The following is a 19,582-nucleotide window of genomic DNA, read 5'->3' as shown; positions in this document are numbered from 1 at the left end:
TGACGCAATAAATGATGCAATAAAAGTCAGGCGATAAGTTCCAGATATTCCTGCTGCTGCAGCCAGTCTGCCTCGGTTTGCTCCAGTTCTTTCAGCAGATAGGCCTGGTCTACCAGCAGGGCCTTCAGTTTTTCCTTGTTGCCGTCCTCATAGATGGTCTGGTCCGCCAGTTTGGCATCTATGTCCTGCTTGCGCAGGTTCAATTTTGCCATCTGGTCTTCCAGTTTCTTGATCAGGTTTTCTATTGGCTTTCTCTGGGCAGAAAGCCGCTGCCGCTCTTCCGCATCCAGCCGGCGTTTTTCCTTGTCATCCACCGGTGCAGTCGCCTTGGCGACAGGCGTGGCTTGCGGAAGCTTCTCTTTCTTGGTTTTTTCAGGCAAGGCCGCTGCCGGCGGCGTTGCAGATGCCGCCGTCGCTTTGGCCAACTTGCTCTTGAACAGCCAGTCGCGGTAGTCGTCCAGATCGCCGTCAAAAGGTTCGAGCTTGCCGTCGGCCACGATGATGAACTGGTCGGTGGTCGCGCGCAGCAGATGCCTGTCATGCGATACCACAACCAGCGTCCCTTCAAACTGGGCCAGCGCTTCGGTCAATGCCTCGCGGGTTTCCAGGTCCAGATGGTTGGTCGGTTCATCGAGCAGCAGCAGGTTGGGGCGCTGCCAGACTATCATCGCCAGAGCCAGGCGGGCTTTTTCACCGCCGGAAAAAGGCGCGATGGGGCTGGTCACCATATTGCCGGGGAAGTTGAACCCGCCGAGGAAGTTGCGTAACTCCTGTTCCCGCACATTCGGCGCGATATGCGCCAGATGCCACAACGGGGATTCGTCGTGCCGCAGCATTTCCACCTGGTGCTGCGCAAAGTAGCCGATGGACAGGCCTTTGCCGGTTTGCATATCGCCCGCCAGTGGCGCGATCTCGCAGGCGATGGTCTTGATCAGTGTGGATTTACCCGCGCCGTTCACACCCAGCAGGCCGATACGCTGGCCGGTTTGCAGGGAAAATTTGATGCCGGAAACAATCTTCTTTTCAGTGAAGCTGTGGTCGGTCTGTGACTCCATGCGGTAGCCCGCATCCACATCATCCATCACTAGCAAGGGATTCGGTGCGCTGAGCGGTTCGCGGAATTCAAAAGAGAATTCAGCCTGGGCGCGCAAAGGCGCCAGCTCTTCCATCTTGGCCAGCGCCTTGACCCGGCTTTGTGCCTGCTTGGCCTTGCTGGCCTTGGCCTTGAAGCGTTCAATGAAGGATTGCAGATGGGCGCGCTTGCGGTTCTGCTTTTCTATCGTACCCTGCGCCAGGATCAACTGCGCGATGCGCTGGCGTTCGAACGCGGAGTAGTTGCCCGAGTAGCGCTTCAGTTTTCTTTCATCGATATGTACGACGACGTTGACTACCTCATCCAGAAAATCGCGGTCATGGGAAATGATGATCAATGTGCCTTCATAGCGCTTCAGCCAGTCTTCCAGCCAGATGATGGCGTCCAGATCCAGATGGTTAGTCGGTTCATCAAGCAGCAGCAGGTCGGACTTGCACATCAGCGCCTGCGCCAGGTTCAGGCGCATGCGCCAGCCACCCGAGAAATTGGCGACCGATTGCTCCATCTGGTCCAGGCTGAAGCCGAGACCCAGCAGCAGTTGCTCGCCGCGCGAACGCACGGTGTAGGCGTCAGCGTCCGCCAGTGCGCCATACATCTCACCGATTGCCAGGCCGTTTTCCGGGCTCTCAGGCTGCGCTTCCAGTTCAGCCAGCTGCGCCTCCAGCTTGCGCAAGGTGACGTCGCCATCGATTGCGTAGTCGATCGCCGAGCGGTCCAGCGCCGGGGTTTCCTGCGCCACGTGGGCGAGCTGCCATTTGGCAGGGAATTCTATGCTGCCCTGGTCTGGGTGCAGTTCGCCACGCAGCATGGCAAACAGGCTGGATTTGCCGGCCCCGTTGGAGCCGATCAGGCCTATCTTGTCGCCGGGGTTGAGCGTGACATCCACACTGTCAAAGAGTGGTTTGGTGCCACGGGCCAGAACGACTTGGAGAAAACGTATCATTGAATTACTTTAAGAAGTGGGCAAGCGCCCATGTTGCGCGGGACACCCCGCGCTTTAAAAAATACTGAAAAGACTCAGCCTTGCTGCTTTTTCCCGCAGCTTATTTACAGCGTATTTGCAGCTTATTGCAACTGGCTGGCGTTAATCAAAAACACCATGTCATCGCCGGCGCTGGTCGATAGCCAGGTCAGGTCCAGGTCTGCAAACGCCTGTTCCGCGAATGCGCGCTCATTGCCTATTTCCACCATCAATATGCCGTCCGGCGTCAGGCGGCGGCCCGCACCTTCAACGATCTTGCGCACCAGATCCATGCCGTCGTCACCGCCGTCCAGCGCGATCTGCGGCTCATGCCGGTATTCCTGCGGCAGCTTTGCCATGGAGCCGGAGTTCACATATGGCGGATTGGTGATGATCAGGTCGTACTTCTTGTCCGGCACGTTCGCATACAGGTCGGACTCTATCAGCGTGATACGGTCCTGCAATTTATAGTCGCCCACATTGCGTTGCGCGACTTCCAGCGCAGATGCAGAAATATCCACCGCATCGACGTGCGCGTTGGAGAATGCATCGGCCAGCATGATGGGCAGGCAGCCTGAACCTGTACACAGTTCCAGGATGTTTTCGACGGCTTCCGCGTCTCCCACCCAAGGTGAAAAGCGCTCAGGGATCAGTTCTGCAATAAAGGAACGCGGCACGATCACGCGTTCATCCACGTAAAAGTTATAGGTACCCAGCCAGGCTTCGTTGGTGATATAGGAGGCAGGCACGCGCTCCACCGTACGGCGCTCTATGACGGCCAGGATCGCTTCTATCTCTTCCGGCAGCAGCCTGGCATCCAGAAAGGGATCGATCTTGTCCAGTGGCAGCTTCAGCGTATGCAACAGCAGGTAGGCGGCTTCATCCAGGGCGTCGGCGCTGCCGTGGCCAAAAAACAGCTTGGCGGTATTGAAACGGGTTACTGCGTAGCGCAGCATGTCCCGCAGGGTGGAAAAGGGCAGGGATGAATGTGTCATGTCAGGTTCTTCAGCAGTGTTGCAGTATTTCGTCAAACAATAAGATCAGTTCAGGTTGGCCGCTCAGCTCATGTGAGCAGGTTTTCCAGCGTGCGGCGATAGATGTTCTTCAGCGGGTCGATATAGTGTACTTCCACATGCTCGTCGATCTTGTGGATACTGGCATTCGGGGGGCCGAATTCCACTACCTGCGGGCATATCTTGGCAATGAAGCGGCCATCAGATGTTCCGCCGGTCGTGGACAGTTCCGTTTCCACACCGGTTTCTGCCAGAATCGCCGCGGACAATGCATCGCTAAGATCACCTTTCGGTGTCAGGAAGGGATGGCCGCCTATGGTCCATTTCAGCTCGTAGTCCAGGCCATGCCGGTCCAGTATTGCGTGTACGCGCTGCTGCAGGCCTTCTGCTGTGCTGGCGGTGGAAAAGCGGAAATTGAAGTCGATCACCACTTCGCCGGGTATCACATTCGATGCACCGGTGCCGCCATGGATATTGGACATCTGCCATGATGTCGGCAGGTAGTAGTCGTTACCCTGGTCCCAGACTTCTGCCACCAGTTCCGCCATGGCAGGCGCTGCCAGGTGGATGGGATTTTTCGCCAGTTGCGGATAGGCGATGTGGCCCTGTATGCCCTTCACCGTCAGCTTGCCGGACATGGTGCCGCGCCGGCCATTTTTGATGGTGTCACCCAGCCGGTCTACCGATGTCGGCTCGCCGACGATGCAGTAGTCCAGCTGCTCGCCGCGTTCCTTGAGTTTGTTGCAGACGACAACGGTGCCGTCGGTGGCCGGACCTTCTTCATCGCTGGTGATCAGAAAGCCGATAGAGCCATTGTGCGTGGGGTGGGCAGCAAGGAATTCTTCGGTGGCCACTACCATTGCCGCAATCGAGGTCTTCATATCGGCGGCACCGCGCCCGTATAGCTTGCCGTCGCGATGGGTAGGCACGAAAGGCGCCGATTGCCACTGCGCCACTGGTCCGGTAGGCACAACGTCGGTATGGCCGGCAAACACCACCAGCGGCTGTGCCGTGCCGCGGCGCGCCCACAAGTTGGTGACGTCGCCCGACTGTATGGTTTCGCAATGGAATCCCAGCGGCGCCAGCAGGGAAATCAGGGTCTGTTGGCAGCCCTTGTCTTCCGGGGTCACCGAATCCAGTGCAATCAGTTGTTCGGTCAGCGCTAAAGTTTTGCTCATGAATATTATTTCAATAGTTGTTCGTACTGCTGCGCGGAAAAGCCGACATCCACCTTTTGGACGGCTGCCGATGCAGCGCCGGATTGCTGCAAGACAGGCCGCTTGATGATCGAAGGCGAGGCCAGCATCAGTGCTATTGCCGCGTCGGTATCGGTTGCGGAAGCTTTCTGCTCATCGCTGAGCGCGCGCCAGGTCGTGCCCTTGCGATTGATCAACACATCCAGGCCGACATGCTGGAGCCAGGTTTCCACCGTGCTGCGTTCCAGCCCGTTTTTCTTGAAGTCATGGAAAACGAACTCGACCTGTTGCTCTTGCAGCCAGGTGCGCGCTTTTTTGACGGTGTCGCAATTAGGGATGCCGTATAAAACGAGTGTTGCAGCGGTACTTTGCATTTCTTTTTTCTCTTACATATTCAGCGTAAATTCAGTGAAAGACGCTTCGTCTTTCTTTTCCGGTTCTGGCTCTGCCTGCACGGGCGCCTGCACCGCTTCGTTATTCAGCAGCCACATCAGGTTGTTGGCGGAGTCTGCATTGGCAAGGCCTTCCTCCTGGCTGATCAAGCCGTCCTTGATCAGTTGCATCAGTGCGCGCTCAAAGGTCTGCGAACCTGGCGACAGGCTTTTCTCGATGGCTTCCTTGATCTGGAAGATGTCGCCTTGTTCTATCAGTTCCGCCACGTAGCGGGTGTTGAGCATGATTTCCACTGCCGGGCAACGGCCGCCTTCCAGCGAGCGGATCAGGCGCTGTGAAATGATTGCGCGTATCGATGAGGACAAATCCAGCAGCAGCGCAGTACGGCTTTCCATGGGGAAGAAGCTGATGATGCGGTTCAGCGCCTGGTAGCTGTTGTTGGCATGCAGCGTTGCCAGCACCAGATGGCCCGATTGCGCATAGGCGATTGCTGCCAGCATGGTTTCCAGGTCGCGGATCTCGCCGATCAGGATGCAGTCCGGCGCCTGACGCAGCGAGTTCTTCAGCGCGGTTTTCAGGCTTTCCGAATCGGTGCCTATTTCACGCTGGTTGACGATGGATTTCTTGCTCCTGAACAGGTACTCGATCGGGTCTTCCAGTGTCAGGATATGGCCGGTCTTGATCTCGTTGCGGTAATCCAGCATCGATGCAATGGTTGTCGATTTGCCGGAGCCGGTAGCGCCGACGACCAGGATCAGCCCGCGCTTTTCCATGATCAGCTCAGACAGTACCGGTGGCAGGTGCAGGGTATCGATCGCCGGAATATTGCCCGGCACGAAACGCAACACCGCCGAAATGCTGCCGCGCTGCTTGAACGCCGACAAACGGAAGCGGCCTATGCCGGCCGCGCCTATGCCGACATTCAGCTCGCTATCGCGCTCCAGTATCTGCATATTTTCCGGCGATACTACTTCATTGAGTAGCGACAGGATATTGGCCTGGTCCATCTTCTGCTGGTTGATGGGCAGCAGGTTGCCGTTGATTTTCAGGTGGATCGGTGAATTCATCGCAAAGAACATGTCCGATGCGTGCTTTTCCTTCATCAACTGGAATAAACGTTCCATTGCCATAGTCATTTCCTAGCTTGTTGTGTTGCCGTTGTTCACAAAATAAGATGAAGAAACAGATCGCCTGCTGACCGGCCAAAACCAGGCCGTCTGGCTGCCCAATTGCGACTAGTCGCCGCGCAGCAATTCGTTGATGCTGGTTTTGGAACGGGTTTGCGCATCCACTTTCTTGACGATGACTGCGCAATACAAGCTATATTTGCCGTCAGCCGAAGGCAGGTTGCCTGATACCACGACGGAACCTGCAGGGATGCGGCCGTAGCTGACTTCGCCAGTGGCACGATCATAGATCTTGGTGGACTGGCCGATATACACGCCCATGGAAATCACCGAGTTTTCTTCGACAATGACACCTTCCACCACTTCAGAGCGGGCGCCGATGAAGCAATTGTCTTCAATAATGGTCGGGTTGGCCTGCATAGGCTCCAGTACGCCGCCTATGCCCACGCCGCCGGACAAATGCACGTTCTTGCCGATCTGCGCGCAGGAACCTACGGTTGCCCAGGTATCCACCATCGTGCCTTCATCGACATAGGCGCCGATGTTGACGTAGGAGGGCATCAGCACCACGTTCCTGGCGATAAAGCTGCCGCGGCGCGCGACGGCAGGCGGCACCACGCGGAAGCCGCCTTTGGCGAAATCTTCGGCAGTGTAATTGGCAAACTTGGTAGGCACCTTGTCGTAGAACTGCATGTCGGCGCCGGCGGGCATTGCGACATTGTCTTCCAAACGGAAGGACAGCAGAACGGCCTTCTTGATCCATTGGTTGACCTGCCATGCGCCATCCAGCTTCTGCGCAACGCGCAGGCTACCGGTATCCAGTTGCTGCAGCACATGGGCTACGGCTTCGCGGATTTCTGCGGGAGCGGATTTAGGAGAAAAGCTGGTGCGGTCTTCCCAGGCCTGGTCGATGATTTGCTGTAATTGTTGAGTCATGTTGACGTTTTCAGTGATTGCGGTGATTAATTAAAAAGAGGTATTGCGTCTATGTTGTTTGCGGCTTGCTTATGCCTTGCTTGTGGTCTTATAGGGGCCTAGCTTCAGACAGATCAGCCGGCCGCCAGTTTTCTGGTAAAGGCGACGATGCGCTGCGCCGCTTCCATGCATTCGTCCACTTCGGCGACCAGCGCCATGCGGATGCGGTTTTGCCCCGGATTGACGCCATGCGCCTCGCGCGCCAGATAGCTGCCCGGCAATACCGTCACATTATATTCTTGGTAGAGCCGCCTGGCGTATTCCGTATCCGAAATCGGCAGCAGTTTGTCTACCTTTGCCCACAGGTAAAAACTGGCGTCCGGCAGGCTGACATCCAGCACTTCCTGCAGCAACGGCGTTACCTGGGCGAACTTCTTGATGTATTTGTCGCGGTTTTCCTGCACATGGGCTTCGTCATCCCAGGCAATCGCAGAAGCTGCCTGTATGCTCGGACTCATCGCGCCGCCATGGTAGGTGCGGTACAGCAGGAATTTTTTGATGATTTCCGCATCACCCGCAACAAAGCCGGAGCGCATGCCCGGCACGTTGGAGCGCTTGGACAGGCTGGACAGCGTAATCAGGCGCGGATACGTGCTGCGGCCCAGCGTCTGGGCGGCTTGCAAGCTGCCCAGTGGTGCTTCCGGCTTAAAGTAAATCTCCGAATAGCATTCATCGGCAGCGATGACAAAGCCGTAGCGGTCCGACAATTCAAATAATTCTTTCCAGTCCTCCAGCGTCAATACGGCGCCGGTAGGGTTGCCTGGCGAGCAGATATATAGCAGTTGCACCCGCGCCCATACCTCGGCAGGCACCGTCTTGTAATCCGGCGAAAAATTGCGGGCCGGATCTGCATTGACGAAATAGGGTTCTGCGCCTGCCAGGTAGGCCGCACCTTCATAAATCTGGTAGAACGGATTGGGGCAGATCACCAGCGGCAGGCCGCCCTTGGACTGCGTGGTGTCGATCACTGTCTGCGCCAGCGCAAACAGCGCCTCGCGAGAGCCGTTGACCGGCAATACTTGTGTCGCCGCGTCCGGGGCGGGAATGCTATAGCGCCTTGCGAGCCAGCCGGAGATGGATTTGCGCAGGGTTTCCGAACCAGCCGTTGCCGGGTAGCTTGCCAGTCCGTCCAGGTTTGCCGTCACCGCTTGCTGGATGAAGGCCGGGGTGGGATGCTTGGGTTCGCCTATGCCCAGGCTGATTGCCTTGAACTCAGGATTCGGCTTTACATCGGCAAACAGTTGCTTAAGTTTTTCAAAAGGATAGGGCTGCAGCTTGTTCAGGAAAGGGTTCACGGGTTCACGCCAGTAGAAATTAACGAATAAAATTCGGCAAAAGCCCTCTTTTCATGGCTGTGGGCCATCCATTTGCCATCCCGTATTATAGCCTTTGCATGGGCGTTGCCTAAAGGAATACTGACGGAATGCTCGCCGCAGGCTTGCTTTGATAGCTTATTCAAATGGCAAAAATGAAAAATTGACGCTTTCAAAATGATATGATGCGTTGTCTAATTGGGTATTTATTGGGTGTTTTTATACGCAGCTATAGCGGCAGGCATTCAGTGCCAGGGAAAAATTGTGGCATGCGCAGCATCATGTCGGCGAGATTTGAACATATAAAACTACAACAGCTTATAACGTGCGATTAACTTCTATTAAATTGTCGGGATTTAAATCTTTCGTAGATCCCACGAATTTTCAGGTCCCAGGCCAGCTGGTGGGCGTGGTCGGACCTAACGGTTGCGGAAAATCCAACATCATCGATGCTGTGCGCTGGGTCTTGGGCGAATCCAAGGCTTCCGAGCTGCGCGGCGAATCGATGCAGGACGTTATTTTTAACGGATCGACCAACCGTAAACCCGCTGGACGCTCGTCTGTCGAACTGGTTTTTGACAACAGTCTGGGTAAGGCCGCCGGCCAGTGGAGCCAGTATGCGGAAATCGCCGTCAAGCGAACCTTGACGCGCGACGGCACATCCACTTACTACATCAACGGCCAGCCGGTGCGCCGGCGCGACATCCAGGACATCTTCATGGGTACCGGCCTCGGGCCGCGCGCCTATGCGATCATCGGCCAGGGCATGATTTCCCGGATTATCGAGGCGAGACCGGAAGAGCTGCGCATTTTCTTGGAAGAAGCAGCGGGTGTCTCGCGCTACAAGGAGCGCCGCCGCGAAACCGAAAACCGCATCCACGATACGCATGAAAACCTGGTGCGCGTAGAAGACATCCTGCGTGAACTGAACAGTAACCTGGAAAAGCTGGAAGCCCAGGCGGTGGTTGCCAATAAATTCAACGAGCTGCAATCCGACCAGGAAGAAAAGCAGAAACTGCTGTGGCTGCTGCGCAAGAAAGAAGCTGCTGCCGAGCAGGAAAAAGTCTTTGCCGACATAGAACGGACCCAGCTGGACCTGGAAGAGCAGACTGCCAAGCTGCGCCACGTCGAAGTTGAGCTGGAGCACATGCGCCAGGCGCACTATGCAGTCGGCGACAGAATGCACCAGGCGCAAGGCCACTTGTACCAGACCAATGCCGAGATCGGCAGCCTGGAAGCACAGATCAAGTTCGTCATCGAATCGCGCAGCCGCCTGCAATCGCAGCTGAATTCGCTGACCGCGCAGCGCGACCAGTGGCAACGCCAGGGGCAGCAATTCCAGGATGATCTGGCGGAAGCGGAAATCCAGGTAGAAGAACTGGCCGAACGTTCCGAGCAGGCGTTGGAAATGGCGCAACAGCACAATGACAAGCTGCCGGCGCTGGAGCAGGTCTGGCGTGAATCGCAATTGAAGACCACGGAATCGCGCGCCAAGATCATGCAGTTGCAGCAGCAGATCGAACTGGAGTCTGCACACCAGCGCAATGCCTCTAATATCCTGGCGACGCTGACCTCACGCCGCGAAAGGCTGACGCAGGAAAAGAACGGCCTGGCGATGCCGGACAGCACCCATCTGTCCAACCTGTCCATGCAGCTGGAGGAGAAAAAACAGGTGCTGGAAGAGGAAACCATGCATCTGGAAGAGGCGCAAGAATCGCTGCCGCGGCTGGAAGAAGAACGCAAGGCCGCGCAGGAACAGGTCAACAAGGATACTGCCGCCAGCACCCAGTTGGATGCGCGCCTGCTGGCCTTGAAGCAGTTGCAGGAAAAAGTCCAGACCCAGGGCAAGGTGCAGCCGTGGCTGGAAAAGCACGAGCTCAGCGGTTTGCCCAAGCTGTGGCAAAAACTGCATATCGAAGCCGGCTGGGAGACCGCGCTGGAGTCGGTATTGCGCGAGCGGACCTCGGCGCTGGAAATGTCCAACCTGGATTGGGCCAAGGCGTTTTTCAATGACGCTCCACCAGCCAAACTGGCTTTATACACGCCGCAGGTTGCCGCTGCCGCTGCAGAGCCTATGGCCGGCCTGAAGCCTTTGCTGAACCTGTTGCAATTGAATGATGCCGGCGTGCGCAGCCTCATGCAGGACTGGCTGTACCAGGTGTATGCCGCAGAAGACGTTGCTTCTGCGTTCATGGATAGGGCCAAGCTGCCGCAGGGTGCGTGCTTTATCACCAAGCAGGGCCATGTAATCAGCAAATCCAGCGTTCGCTTCTATGCGTCGGATTCCGAGCAGGACGGCGTGCTGGCGCGCCAGCAGGAAATAGAGAACATTGGCAAGCAAAGCCGTGCGCAGCAGATGCTGGCGGACGAAGCCAAGACGCGCGCCGTCAGGGCCGAATCTGCGTATACGCAGGCCAGCCAGCGCTTGCAGGAACTGCGGCTGCGTGTCAGCACGCTGACCCAGGCAGTGCATGGCCTGCAGATAGAATTCATGAAGCTGTCCGAAGTGCAGGAGCGCTTTAACCAGCGCAGCACGCAGATCAAGAACGACCTGGCCGAAATCGCCGCACAGGAATCGGAGCAGCAGCAGGCCAAGGCAGAGTCAGAGGAAAAATTCGAGCAGCTGGATGTGGAACTGGCCGAACTGCAGGAAAGCCATGAGGATGGACAGACCATCTACCTGGAAAAAGAACAGCAGCTGAACAATGCCAGGACGCAGCTGCGTGAACTGGAAAGGGCCGCGCAGGAAGCTGCGTTCTCCGAAAAATCCCATCGCAGCAAGATGGAGGAACTGCGCCGCAGCATCGCCACTGCGCTGGAGCAGGCGGCACAGCTTTTTACCAATATGCAGCAGGGCAAGCTTGAACTGGAAACCATGGATGACCAGACTGCGCAGGCAGGTTTGCAGTCATTGCTGGAAAAACGCAGCGACCAGGAGCGCACGCTGGCTGACGCCAGGCATGAGCTGGATCAGCTGACGCAGAAGCTGCGCCAGCATGAAGAAGCCAAGATGCAGGTGGAACGCAGCCTGCAACCGCAGCGCGACCGCATCATGGAGCTGCAGCTGAAGGAACAGGCCGCGCGCCTGAGCCAGGAGCAGTATGCAGAGCAGTTGCGCAATTTCGATGTCGACGAAGAAGCGCTGTCGCAAAAACTGCATGCCGACATGAAACCGTCCTACCTGCAGGGCGAGGTAACCCGCCTGACCAATGCCATAGCAGCATTGGGCGCGGTAAACATGGCGGCTCTGGATGAGCTGGCGCAGGCAAGCGAGCGCAAGACCTTCCTGGATTCGCAGCATGCCGATCTGACCGAGGCGATCACTACGCTGCAGGACGCGATCCACAAGATCGATATAGAAACCCGCGACCTGCTGCAGGATACTTTCGACAAGGTGAATACCCATTTTGCAGAACTGTTCCCCATTCTTTTTGGCGGTGGACAGGCGAAGCTGATCATGACCGGCGACGAAATCCTCGATTCCGGCGTGCAGGTGATGGCGCAGCCTCCCGGCAAGAAAAATGCGACCATTCACCTGCTGTCCGGCGGCGAAAAGGCCTTGACGGCAACTGCGCTGGTGTTTTCCATGTTTCAGCTGAACCCGGCGCCTTTCTGCCTGCTGGATGAGGTCGATGCGCCGCTGGATGACTCAAATACCGAACGTTTCTGCAATATGGTGAAACGTATGTCAGCTAACACACAGTTTTTGTTTATTTCTCATAATAAAATAGCGATGGAAATGGCACAGCAGTTGATCGGCGTGACCATGCAGGAACAGGGAGTTTCTCGAATCGTTGCGGTAGACATGGAGTCTGCCGCAAACTTTGCTTCTGAGGCGCAAGCAGCATGACAGATCTACAAATAAGCTTATTGGCAATCGGTGGAACCATCGTCGTCGGCGTAGTTATTTTCAACAAATGGCAGGAGCACAAGGCAAAAAAGAGCGTCGAACGCGCTTTTTCTACCGGGCACGACGACGTGCTGATGAATCCGCACCATGAACCAGAAGGGCAGCAAGAGCAGCATTACACCCGGCAGGAGCCGCAGGAACCGCTGGATGGCATGCAATATCGCCAGGAACCCAGCCTGGACGTGGTGTCGATGGCGGATGATGACCAGGCCTTCGTGCCCGATGCTATCCAGACCGAAGCGGCGCCGGCGCTGCCTGCAGCGTCCGCAGCTTCCGGACCCGCAATGATGCCCGCGCAGGACGTACATGACAAAGAACTGCCGGTTGACGAACTTATCGACTGCATCATTCCGCTGGAATTCGATGCGCCGATACGCGGCGAAAAAATCCTGGCTGAGATTCACAGCCTCAGGTACGTTGGCAAGAAACCGGTGCATTTCATCGGCCAGAGCCATTCTGGGGAGCGTGACGTAATCGCGCATGGCGGTATTTACACGACCCTGTTTGCCGGCATACAGATGGTCAGCCGGGGCGGCCCGCTGAATGAACTGGAATATTCCGAATTCGTCATGAAGCTGCGCGAAATTGCGGATCGCTTGAATGCCCATCCGGATATTCCGGACATGACCCTGGTCATGTCCACGGCCAGGGAGTTGCACCAGTTCGTGTCTGAGCATGATGCACAACTCAGCGTCAACATCATGGCCAACGGAGCGCCATGGGCGATCAATACACTGCACGCAGCACTGGAAAAACAGGGTTTCGATTCCCGTCCTGACGGCAGACTGGTCATGCCGGATGGCGACGGCGGAACACTGTTTTCATTGTCCACCAACGTCGGCATCAGCGAAGCGGTTACTGCCAGGCTGACGCTGCTGCTGGACGTACCCTGTGTTGCGCCTGCGCGCGACGGTTTCGGCGCAATGGCAGCCTGTGCACGGTCTTTATCGACGCGGCTGGGCGGCACAGTCGTGGATGACGGCAACCAGCCTATCTCCAAAGCGGCATTGGATGAGATTGCCGGCCAGGTCCATGCCTTTTATGCCGCGATGGCGGAATCTGAAATCCCTGCAGGATCAACGCGCGCACAACGCCTGTTCAGCTAGCAATGGGAAACGATTTACTGGGCAAAACTGCGCCGGACGCCACAGATCCGGCCGCCAGGGCGGCACAGCTGCGCGAAGAATTGCGGCGCCATGGCCATGCTTATTATGTACTGGACAACCCCAGCATACCGGATGCGGAGTACGACCTGCTGTTCAAGGAGCTGCAAGCGCTGGAGCAGCAGCATCCTGCACTGATGACAGCCGACTCGCCCACGCTACGCGTGGGTGGAGCGCCTCTGCCTGAGTTCAAGCAAGTGCGGCACGCCGTGCCCATGCTGTCGCTGAACAATGGCTTCGAAGACGAGGACATCATCGCTTTCGACCGCCGTGCCCGCGACGGCCTGGGCACCGGCCATGAACTGGAATATGCGATCGACCTGAAATTTGACGGCCTCGCCATCAATCTGCGTTACGTGGACGGACTGTTTACACAGGCCGCCACCCGCGGAGACGGCTTTACCGGCGAAGACGTGACGGAAAACATCCGCACGATACACAGCATTCCTTTGCGCTTGAATACGCCGCATCCGCCGAAGGTGCTGGACGTACGCGGCGAAGTGCTGATGTTCAAAGCCGATTTCGACAAGCTGAACCAGCGCCAGCGCGATGCCGACGGCAAGGAATTTGCTAATCCGCGCAATGCGGCGGCCGGTAGCCTGCGGCAGCTGGATTCGCGTATCACTGCGCAGCGCAAGCTGAGTTTTTTCTCTTATGGCATAGGAGCGCTGGAAGGCGCGGATATGCCTGCTTCGCATTCCGCCCTTTTGGAATGGTATGCCGGCCTCGGATTGCCGGTGTGCGACGACAAGGCCGTGGTATCCGGCGTGCAGGGTTTGCTGGATTTTTATATTGAAATCGGCAAAAGGCGCAAGAGCCTGGCTTACGATATCGATGGTGTCGTATATAAAGTCAACCGCCTGCTGCAGCAGCAGGAGCTTGGCTTTGTGTCGCGAGCGCCGCGCTTTGCCATTGCACACAAATTCCCGGCGGAAGAGGCGACCACTGTAGTGCAGGAAATCGGCGTGCAGGTAGGCCGCACCGGTGCGCTGACGCCGGTAGCGCGGCTCGCGCCGGTATTCGTCGGCGGCGTGACCGTGACGAACGCGACGCTGCATAACGAAGATGAGGTACGCCGCAAGGACGTGCGCGTCGGCGATACAGTGATCGTCCGCCGTGCCGGCGACGTAATACCGGAAGTGGTGTCCGTTGTCATGGAGCGCAGGCCGCAGCCTGAGCATGCTCCGTTTGAATTGCCGAAGGTATGCCCGATCTGCGGTTCGCATGTGGTGCGGGAAGAGGGTGAAGCGATAGCCCGTTGCTCCGGAGGCCTGTTCTGTTCAGCGCAGCGCAAGGAGGCGATACGCCACTTTGCTGCCCGCCGCATGATGGATATAGACGGCCTGGGCGAGCGCTATATCGATAACCTGGTCGAACTGGATTACGTGCATGGCATTGCAGACCTGTATACGCTGAAACTGGACGATTTACTGGAAATGAAGCGGCGCGGCGACGAGCGCGACGGCATCACTCCAGACACGGTGCAGCAGGGAAAAATAGCGACCAAATGGGCCGAAAACCTGATCGAAGCCATTGCCGCCAGCAAAAATCCGCCGCTGGAACGGATGCTGTTTGCGCTGGGCATACGCCACGTTGGCGAGTCCACTGCCAAGACACTGGCAGACTGGCTGGGCAAGCTGGAGCTGGTGCGTCGCGTGCCGGCCCCGCTGCTGCGGCTGCTGCCGGATATCGGCAGCACGGTAGCTGAGGCGATTGCCGATTTTTTCGCCGAAGAAAAAAACCAGCAGGCTATCGATGCCTTGTTGAATGCCGGAGTGGCCCCCCGCGACGAACATGCGCCGAGTGCAAAGCTTCGTGACAGGCTGAGCCAGCCGGCATTGCTGGCGGCACTGGCCATTCCCAAATTAACCGAGACCCGGTGCAAGCAACTGGTAGATAAAGGAATGACGCTGGCTTTGCTGGCTCAGGCCGACACCGATTACTTGCATCACTATGCGATGCCCTCTGATCTGAACGCCGCGCTCACCGCATGGCTGGCAGTGCCTGGCCATCGCGAATGCGTGGCACAGCTGGAAAGTCTGCATGCCGACCTGCTGTCGCAACTGCCGCAGCAGGCCGAAGCTGAGGGTATCTTGTCAGGCAAGACCTTTGTGCTGACTGGAACGCTGCCGTCATTGAGCCGGGATCAGGCAACAGAAATCATCGAGAAAGCCGGCGGTAAAGTATCCGGCTCCGTATCAAAAAAAACCAGCTACGTGGTGGCAGGAGACGACGCCGGCAGCAAGTTGCTGAAGGCGCAGGAATTGGGTGTTATGGTGCTTACCGAAGCGGAGTTGCTACAACTTTGCGCAATTGATCTGGAGAAAAAATGACGAGAATCAAAAAGGCAGTTTTCCCTGTTGCGGGCCTGGGCAGCCGCTTCCTTCCGGCAACCAAGGCGCAACCGAAAGAGATGCTCCCCATTGTGGACAAGCCGCTGATCCAGTACGCGGTGGAAGAGGCGGTAGAAGCCGGCATTACCGAGATGGTATTTATTACCGGCCGCAACAAGCGAGCGATTGAAGACCATTTCGATAAGGCCTATGAACTGGAAAGCGAACTGGAAGCTGCCAACAAACAGGCCTTGCTGGATCTGGTGCAAAACGTCATTCCAAAGAACATCACCTGCATCTACATCCGCCAGCAGGCGCCGCTGGGGCTGGGCCACGCAGTCCTATGCGCGCGCCCGGTTGTCGGCGATGAACCGTTTGCCGTATTGCTGGCCGACGATCTGATGGATGCCGACCCTGGACACCCATCGGCGATTGCGCAGATGACGCGTTTGTACGAGCAGGAAAATGCCAGCATCATCGCGGTGCAGGACGTACCCAGGGAATTTACCCGCCAGTACGGTATCGTCAGCGGCACGCCGTACAAGGACAGGATGGAAAAAATGCACGGCATCGTCGAAAAACCGATGCCTGACGTTGCGCCTTCTACCTTGGCTGTGGTGGGGCGCTACGTATTATCGGGCAAGATATTTTCTTACCTGGAAAAGTTGGGCAAAGGCTCCGGCGGCGAGATTCAGCTGACCGACGGTATCGCGCAGTTGCTGCAATCGGATCCGGTGTACGCTTATCGTGCCGCGGCCACGCGCTATGACTGCGGTTCCAAGCTGGGCTATCTGAAAGCCAGCGTGGCGCTGGGCCTGAAGCACCCTGAGACCGGCGCCGAATTCCAGGAGTACCTGCGTTCGGTTAAAATCTGAACAGATTGATAAAGTGTTATAAGGCCAATATAGGCTCGGCGTTTTTAACCAGCGGGAAGGAGAGTCTGCAATGATTCATGAAATATTGAAAATGGGCGATTCCCGGCTGTTGAGGGTTGCCGAGCCGGTCACTGAGTTCGGTACGCCGGAACTATTGAAGCTGGTGGACGACATGTTTGAAACCATGGCCGCCGCTAACGGCGCAGGCCTGGCGGCGCCGCAGATTGGCGTCAACCTGCAATTGGTGATCTTTGGCTTCAAGAACAATCCGCGCTATCCCGATGCACCGACAGTACCGGAAACGGTGCTGCTGAATCCTGTGCTGACACCGCTGGGAGAGGAGACTGAAGCGGCATGGGAAGGGTGCCTGTCGGTACCCGGCATGCGCGGCCTGGTGCCGCGCTGGACCCGGTTGAGGTACGAGGGTTTCGATCAGTTTGGCACGCACATCAGCCGCGATGTGGATGATTTCCATGCCCGCGTGGTGCAGCATGAGTGCGATCACCTGAATGGGGTGCTGTATCCCATGCGCATCAAGGACCTGTCCCAGTTCGGTTTTACCGAGGTGCTGTTCCCAGAACTTGACCCCAATGATGACGATTAAGCATGCTATTGCTGTTTAGCAGCCGTTTTGCCTGAAATATGGTGGAAACCGTGTGTTTTTGTCGTATTTACTGAGCAAAATACGACAAAATAAAAATCTTTCCCTGATGTAAATATACTGAGTTTATAATCAGCAGTATTTTCGAATCAGGAGATTAAAGAAATGATTGAAGCTCAGGTGTCCTCGCAAATCCGTACCCTGTCATATACTGAGAATGAAGGCCATCCGGTACTTGGCACCCTGGTCGAGCAAATCCTGCATCTGCTGAACTCGCGCCTGAGTTTCAGCGACATCCTGATTCACCAGAACAGCCCCATCATGCTGCGCCAGCCGAAAGGCCTGGTGGCTGTCACCGACTCGCCCATTACCCGCGAAGAACTGGAAGAGTTTTTTGAAGTGATTGAGCCTAATTGGGCCGACCGTATTCAGGATCGGGCTTTTGACCGCTCCATCGACCTCAACACTGCGCGTATCCGCGCCAACTGCTTCACTTTCCAGGGCAAGAAGCGCCTGGGCTGCGTGATTCGCCGTTTCCCGCGTGAACCGATGGAGCTCAGCCAGCTGGGCTTGCGTCAGTGCGAGCAGGATTTCGCCAAATGCACCAGCGGCCTGGTGCTGATCATTGGCGACACCTGCCAGGGCAAATCCACTACGATCGCGTCCATGATCGACGAGGTCAACAAAACGCGGTCTGGCCACATCATCACGATTGAAGATCCGGTGGAAACGCTGATCCCGCAGCGTAAATGCATCATCACCCAGCGAGAAGTAGGTTTCGACGGCGACGTGGCGAGCTATTATCTGGGCGCACTGGATGCCTTGCGGGAGCGCCCGGACGTGATCGTCATCGGCGAAATCCGCGATGCACAGACTGCGCAGGAAGCGCTGGCGCTGGCAGAGTCCGGCCCGCTGGTGCTGGCTTCTCTGCATGCACGTTCCACTGAATTAGGCCTGCAGAAAATGTTGCGCCTGCTGGGTAACGGCGAGCCGCAGGCACAGGCGCTGGCCAAAGCCTTGCGTGGCGTATTGTGCCAGGCGCTGCTGCCGTCACTGGATGGTGCACGCTATCATCTGGCCACCGAGTGTCTGACGACCAATCCGGAAGTAGTGCGCCTGATAGAAACCGGTGGCTTTACAGGATTGCGCGCGCTGATGGATGGCGCCGGAAGCCCGGACAATGGATGTCACTCAATGAATGCAGCTTTGTTGCAATTGCTGCGCGAAAAGAAAATCAACCCGGAAGATGCGAGAAATGCGACGACTGACCGCGTTGGTTTCATGGATGCTGTCGGTGCATTAAAAACGTCAAAATAATGTTACCCAGACCACAGGCATGCATCCTTGCGATGTGTGCCTGTGGTTGCTGTAATCTTTTGCTGTAACCCCTTATTGCCTGCGTGCCATGTGGATGACCAGGCCTGCCTGCTCTTCTGCCTCAAGTTCCAGGCAAGCTTTCTGGTACACCAGCGAGCCCACCACCATCAAGGGATACAAATCCGCCTCGCTCAGCTTGTCCGATAAGTCCGAGAGCCGCTGCGCCCAGATAGCGGCCAGTTCAAGATGCGTCGGCAAATCGCCCTGGAACCGGGGCATCATCATAATTCTCAGAATCTCATTCGTTGTCATCGCAGCCCCCGTAAGTACAATTCGAGACTACTCCTTTAGTGAAATAGTGGCATCCGAAAATCTTTCAGTAAATGTCAAAGAGTGTCACGGCGGCCGGCAGGTGTCGGGGTGTTTTGCCTGATTAATAAAAAGTGGGTTTGCGATAGTCAAAAGGCCAGGGCGGAAGAACCGGCCTGGCCTTTTGACGAGGGCATTGCTGATCAGAATTGTTCGTCGTCGCGCAGATAGCGCCATTGCCCCTCAGGCAAATTACCCAGCCTGACCTTGCCTATGCGCACGCGCTTCAAGCCCAGTACTTTCAGTCCGACCATTTCGCACATGCGGCGGATCTGGCGCTTCTTGCCTTCACGCAGGACAAATTTTAGCTGGTCTTCATTCATCCAGCTGACTTTGGCCGGGATCAGCGCCTTGCCGTCCAGCGTCAGCCCATGGTTCAGTCTTTTCAGGTCGGCATCCGGCAGCCGGCCGGGCTTGCCGTACTGCACCCTGACCAGATATTCTTTTTCAACACTGGTGTCCTGGCCTATCAGGTGCTTGGCAACGCGGCCGTCCTGGGTCAGCACCAGCAGGCCCACGGAGTCGATATCCAGCCGCCCGGCCGGCACCAGGCTGCGCAGTTGCGTAGGATGGAATTGAGTTTGTACTGCACATTCAGTCCAGCGGTTTTCCGGCTTGACCAGTGTGACTGCGGGCTGGTAGCCGTCCTCGGCCTGGCCGCTGACATAGCCTACTGGCTTATTGATCAGAATGGTCACGCGCTTGGATTGCTCCGCTGCAGCCTGGCGCTCGACGGAAATTTTCTGGTGCGGCAAGACCTTGCTGCCCAGTTCGGAGATGATTTTCCCATCCACCCGGACCCAGCCGCGCTCTATCCATTCATCGGCCTCGCGGCGTGAACAGATTCCCAGTTCGGACATTCTTTTTGATAGGCGTACAAGTTCGGTCATAGTAACAACGAGGTGATTCTTTAATGTAGTGATTGCTGAAGGAATGGATACTC

15 protein-coding genes are annotated in these 19,582 nt (G+C 56.8%); 6 read left to right on the top strand and 9 right to left on the bottom strand.

The genetic code is table 11. From position 1 onward, the window contains the following. Positions 1–26: 26 nt before the first annotated feature. The 7 genes from ACO0LO_RS01375 to dapC form a co-directional block, all read right to left on the bottom strand. Positions 27–2,036 (bottom strand): ATP-binding cassette domain-containing protein, encoded by a 2,010-nt coding sequence (locus tag ACO0LO_RS01375; protein ID WP_422962393.1) that lies wholly within the window; start codon positions 2,034–2,036, stop codon positions 27–29. Between the two features lie 122 nt (positions 2,037–2,158). Then, positions 2,159–3,049, bottom strand: a complete 891-nt coding sequence (gene prmB / locus ACO0LO_RS01370) for a 50S ribosomal protein L3 N(5)-glutamine methyltransferase (RefSeq protein ID WP_422962392.1) — start codon at positions 3,047–3,049, stop codon at positions 2,159–2,161. 68 nt (positions 3,050–3,117) lie between these two features. After that, on the bottom strand, positions 3,118–4,245 hold the full coding sequence (gene dapE / locus ACO0LO_RS01365; protein ID WP_422962391.1) for a succinyl-diaminopimelate desuccinylase: 1,128 nt from the start codon (positions 4,243–4,245) through the stop codon (positions 3,118–3,120). A 5-nt stretch (positions 4,246–4,250) separates the two neighbouring features. Beyond that, positions 4,251–4,637 (bottom strand): ArsC family reductase, encoded by a 387-nt coding sequence (locus ACO0LO_RS01360; protein WP_422962390.1) that lies wholly within the window; start codon positions 4,635–4,637, stop codon positions 4,251–4,253. 12 nt (positions 4,638–4,649) lie between these two features. Further along, positions 4,650–5,786: a PilT/PilU family type 4a pilus ATPase gene (locus tag ACO0LO_RS01355; protein ID WP_422962389.1), complete on the bottom strand. Its 1,137-nt coding sequence runs from the start codon at positions 5,784–5,786 to the stop codon at positions 4,650–4,652. Positions 5,787–5,891: 105 nt separating this feature from the next. After that, a complete protein-coding gene (dapD, locus tag ACO0LO_RS01350; protein WP_422962388.1) occupies positions 5,892–6,719 on the bottom strand; it encodes a 2,3,4,5-tetrahydropyridine-2,6-dicarboxylate N-succinyltransferase in 828 nt (275 codons plus the stop codon). A 113-nt stretch (positions 6,720–6,832) separates the two neighbouring features. Next, positions 6,833–8,053, bottom strand: a complete 1,221-nt coding sequence (dapC, locus tag ACO0LO_RS01345) for a succinyldiaminopimelate transaminase (protein ID WP_422962387.1) — start codon at positions 8,051–8,053, stop codon at positions 6,833–6,835. A gap of 343 nt (positions 8,054–8,396) precedes the next feature. On the opposite strand from dapC, the gene smc reads away from it, so the two are divergent. From smc to ACO0LO_RS01315, 6 genes are all read left to right on the top strand, one after another. Continuing rightward, positions 8,397–11,921 (top strand): chromosome segregation protein SMC, encoded by a 3,525-nt coding sequence (smc, locus tag ACO0LO_RS01340; protein WP_422962386.1) that lies wholly within the window; start codon positions 8,397–8,399, stop codon positions 11,919–11,921. Next, positions 11,918–13,087, top strand: a complete 1,170-nt coding sequence (locus tag ACO0LO_RS01335) for a cell division protein ZipA C-terminal FtsZ-binding domain-containing protein (RefSeq protein ID WP_422962385.1) — start codon at positions 11,918–11,920, stop codon at positions 13,085–13,087. The genes smc and ACO0LO_RS01335 overlap by 4 nt, the downstream gene beginning before the upstream one ends. A 2-nt stretch (positions 13,088–13,089) precedes the next feature. After that, entirely contained in the window at positions 13,090–15,477 is a 2,388-nt protein-coding gene (gene ligA, locus ACO0LO_RS01330) for an NAD-dependent DNA ligase LigA (RefSeq protein ID WP_422962384.1), read from the top strand. Further along, positions 15,474–16,352 carry a UTP--glucose-1-phosphate uridylyltransferase GalU gene (gene galU, locus ACO0LO_RS01325; protein WP_422962383.1) on the top strand — a complete coding sequence of 293 codons (879 nt, stop codon included), beginning with the start codon at positions 15,474–15,476 and terminating at the stop codon, positions 16,350–16,352. Before ligA ends, galU begins: the two co-directional genes overlap by 4 nt. A gap of 70 nt (positions 16,353–16,422) precedes the next feature. After that, positions 16,423–16,956: a peptide deformylase gene (gene def, locus ACO0LO_RS01320; protein ID WP_422962382.1), complete on the top strand. Its 534-nt coding sequence runs from the start codon at positions 16,423–16,425 to the stop codon at positions 16,954–16,956. A gap of 165 nt (positions 16,957–17,121) precedes the next feature. Beyond that, the gene (locus tag ACO0LO_RS01315; RefSeq protein WP_422962811.1) at positions 17,122–18,270 is read left to right on the top strand and encodes a type IV pilus twitching motility protein PilT; all 1,149 of its coding nucleotides are present in this window, start codon (positions 17,122–17,124) and stop codon (positions 18,268–18,270) included. Between the two features lie 72 nt (positions 18,271–18,342). Here ACO0LO_RS01315 and ACO0LO_RS01310 read toward each other — a convergent pair whose 3' ends face one another. Together ACO0LO_RS01310 and ACO0LO_RS01305 are read right to left on the bottom strand one after the other, a co-directional pair. Continuing rightward, positions 18,343–18,555, bottom strand: a complete 213-nt coding sequence (locus ACO0LO_RS01310) for a hypothetical protein (protein ID WP_394781965.1) — start codon at positions 18,553–18,555, stop codon at positions 18,343–18,345. 227 nt (positions 18,556–18,782) lie between these two features. Then, positions 18,783–19,529 carry a pseudouridine synthase gene (locus ACO0LO_RS01305; protein ID WP_422962381.1) on the bottom strand — a complete coding sequence of 249 codons (747 nt, stop codon included), beginning with the start codon at positions 19,527–19,529 and terminating at the stop codon, positions 18,783–18,785. Positions 19,530–19,582: the final 53 nt, after the last annotated feature.

The sequence above is a fragment of the Undibacterium sp. TJN25 genome (genome assembly GCF_049339885.1).
In the GTDB taxonomy this organism is placed as follows: domain Bacteria; phylum Pseudomonadota; class Gammaproteobacteria; order Burkholderiales; family Burkholderiaceae_D; genus Undibacterium.
The sequence above is the reverse complement of the archived record's forward strand: the minus strand, read 5'-3'. Positions and strand labels throughout refer to the sequence as shown.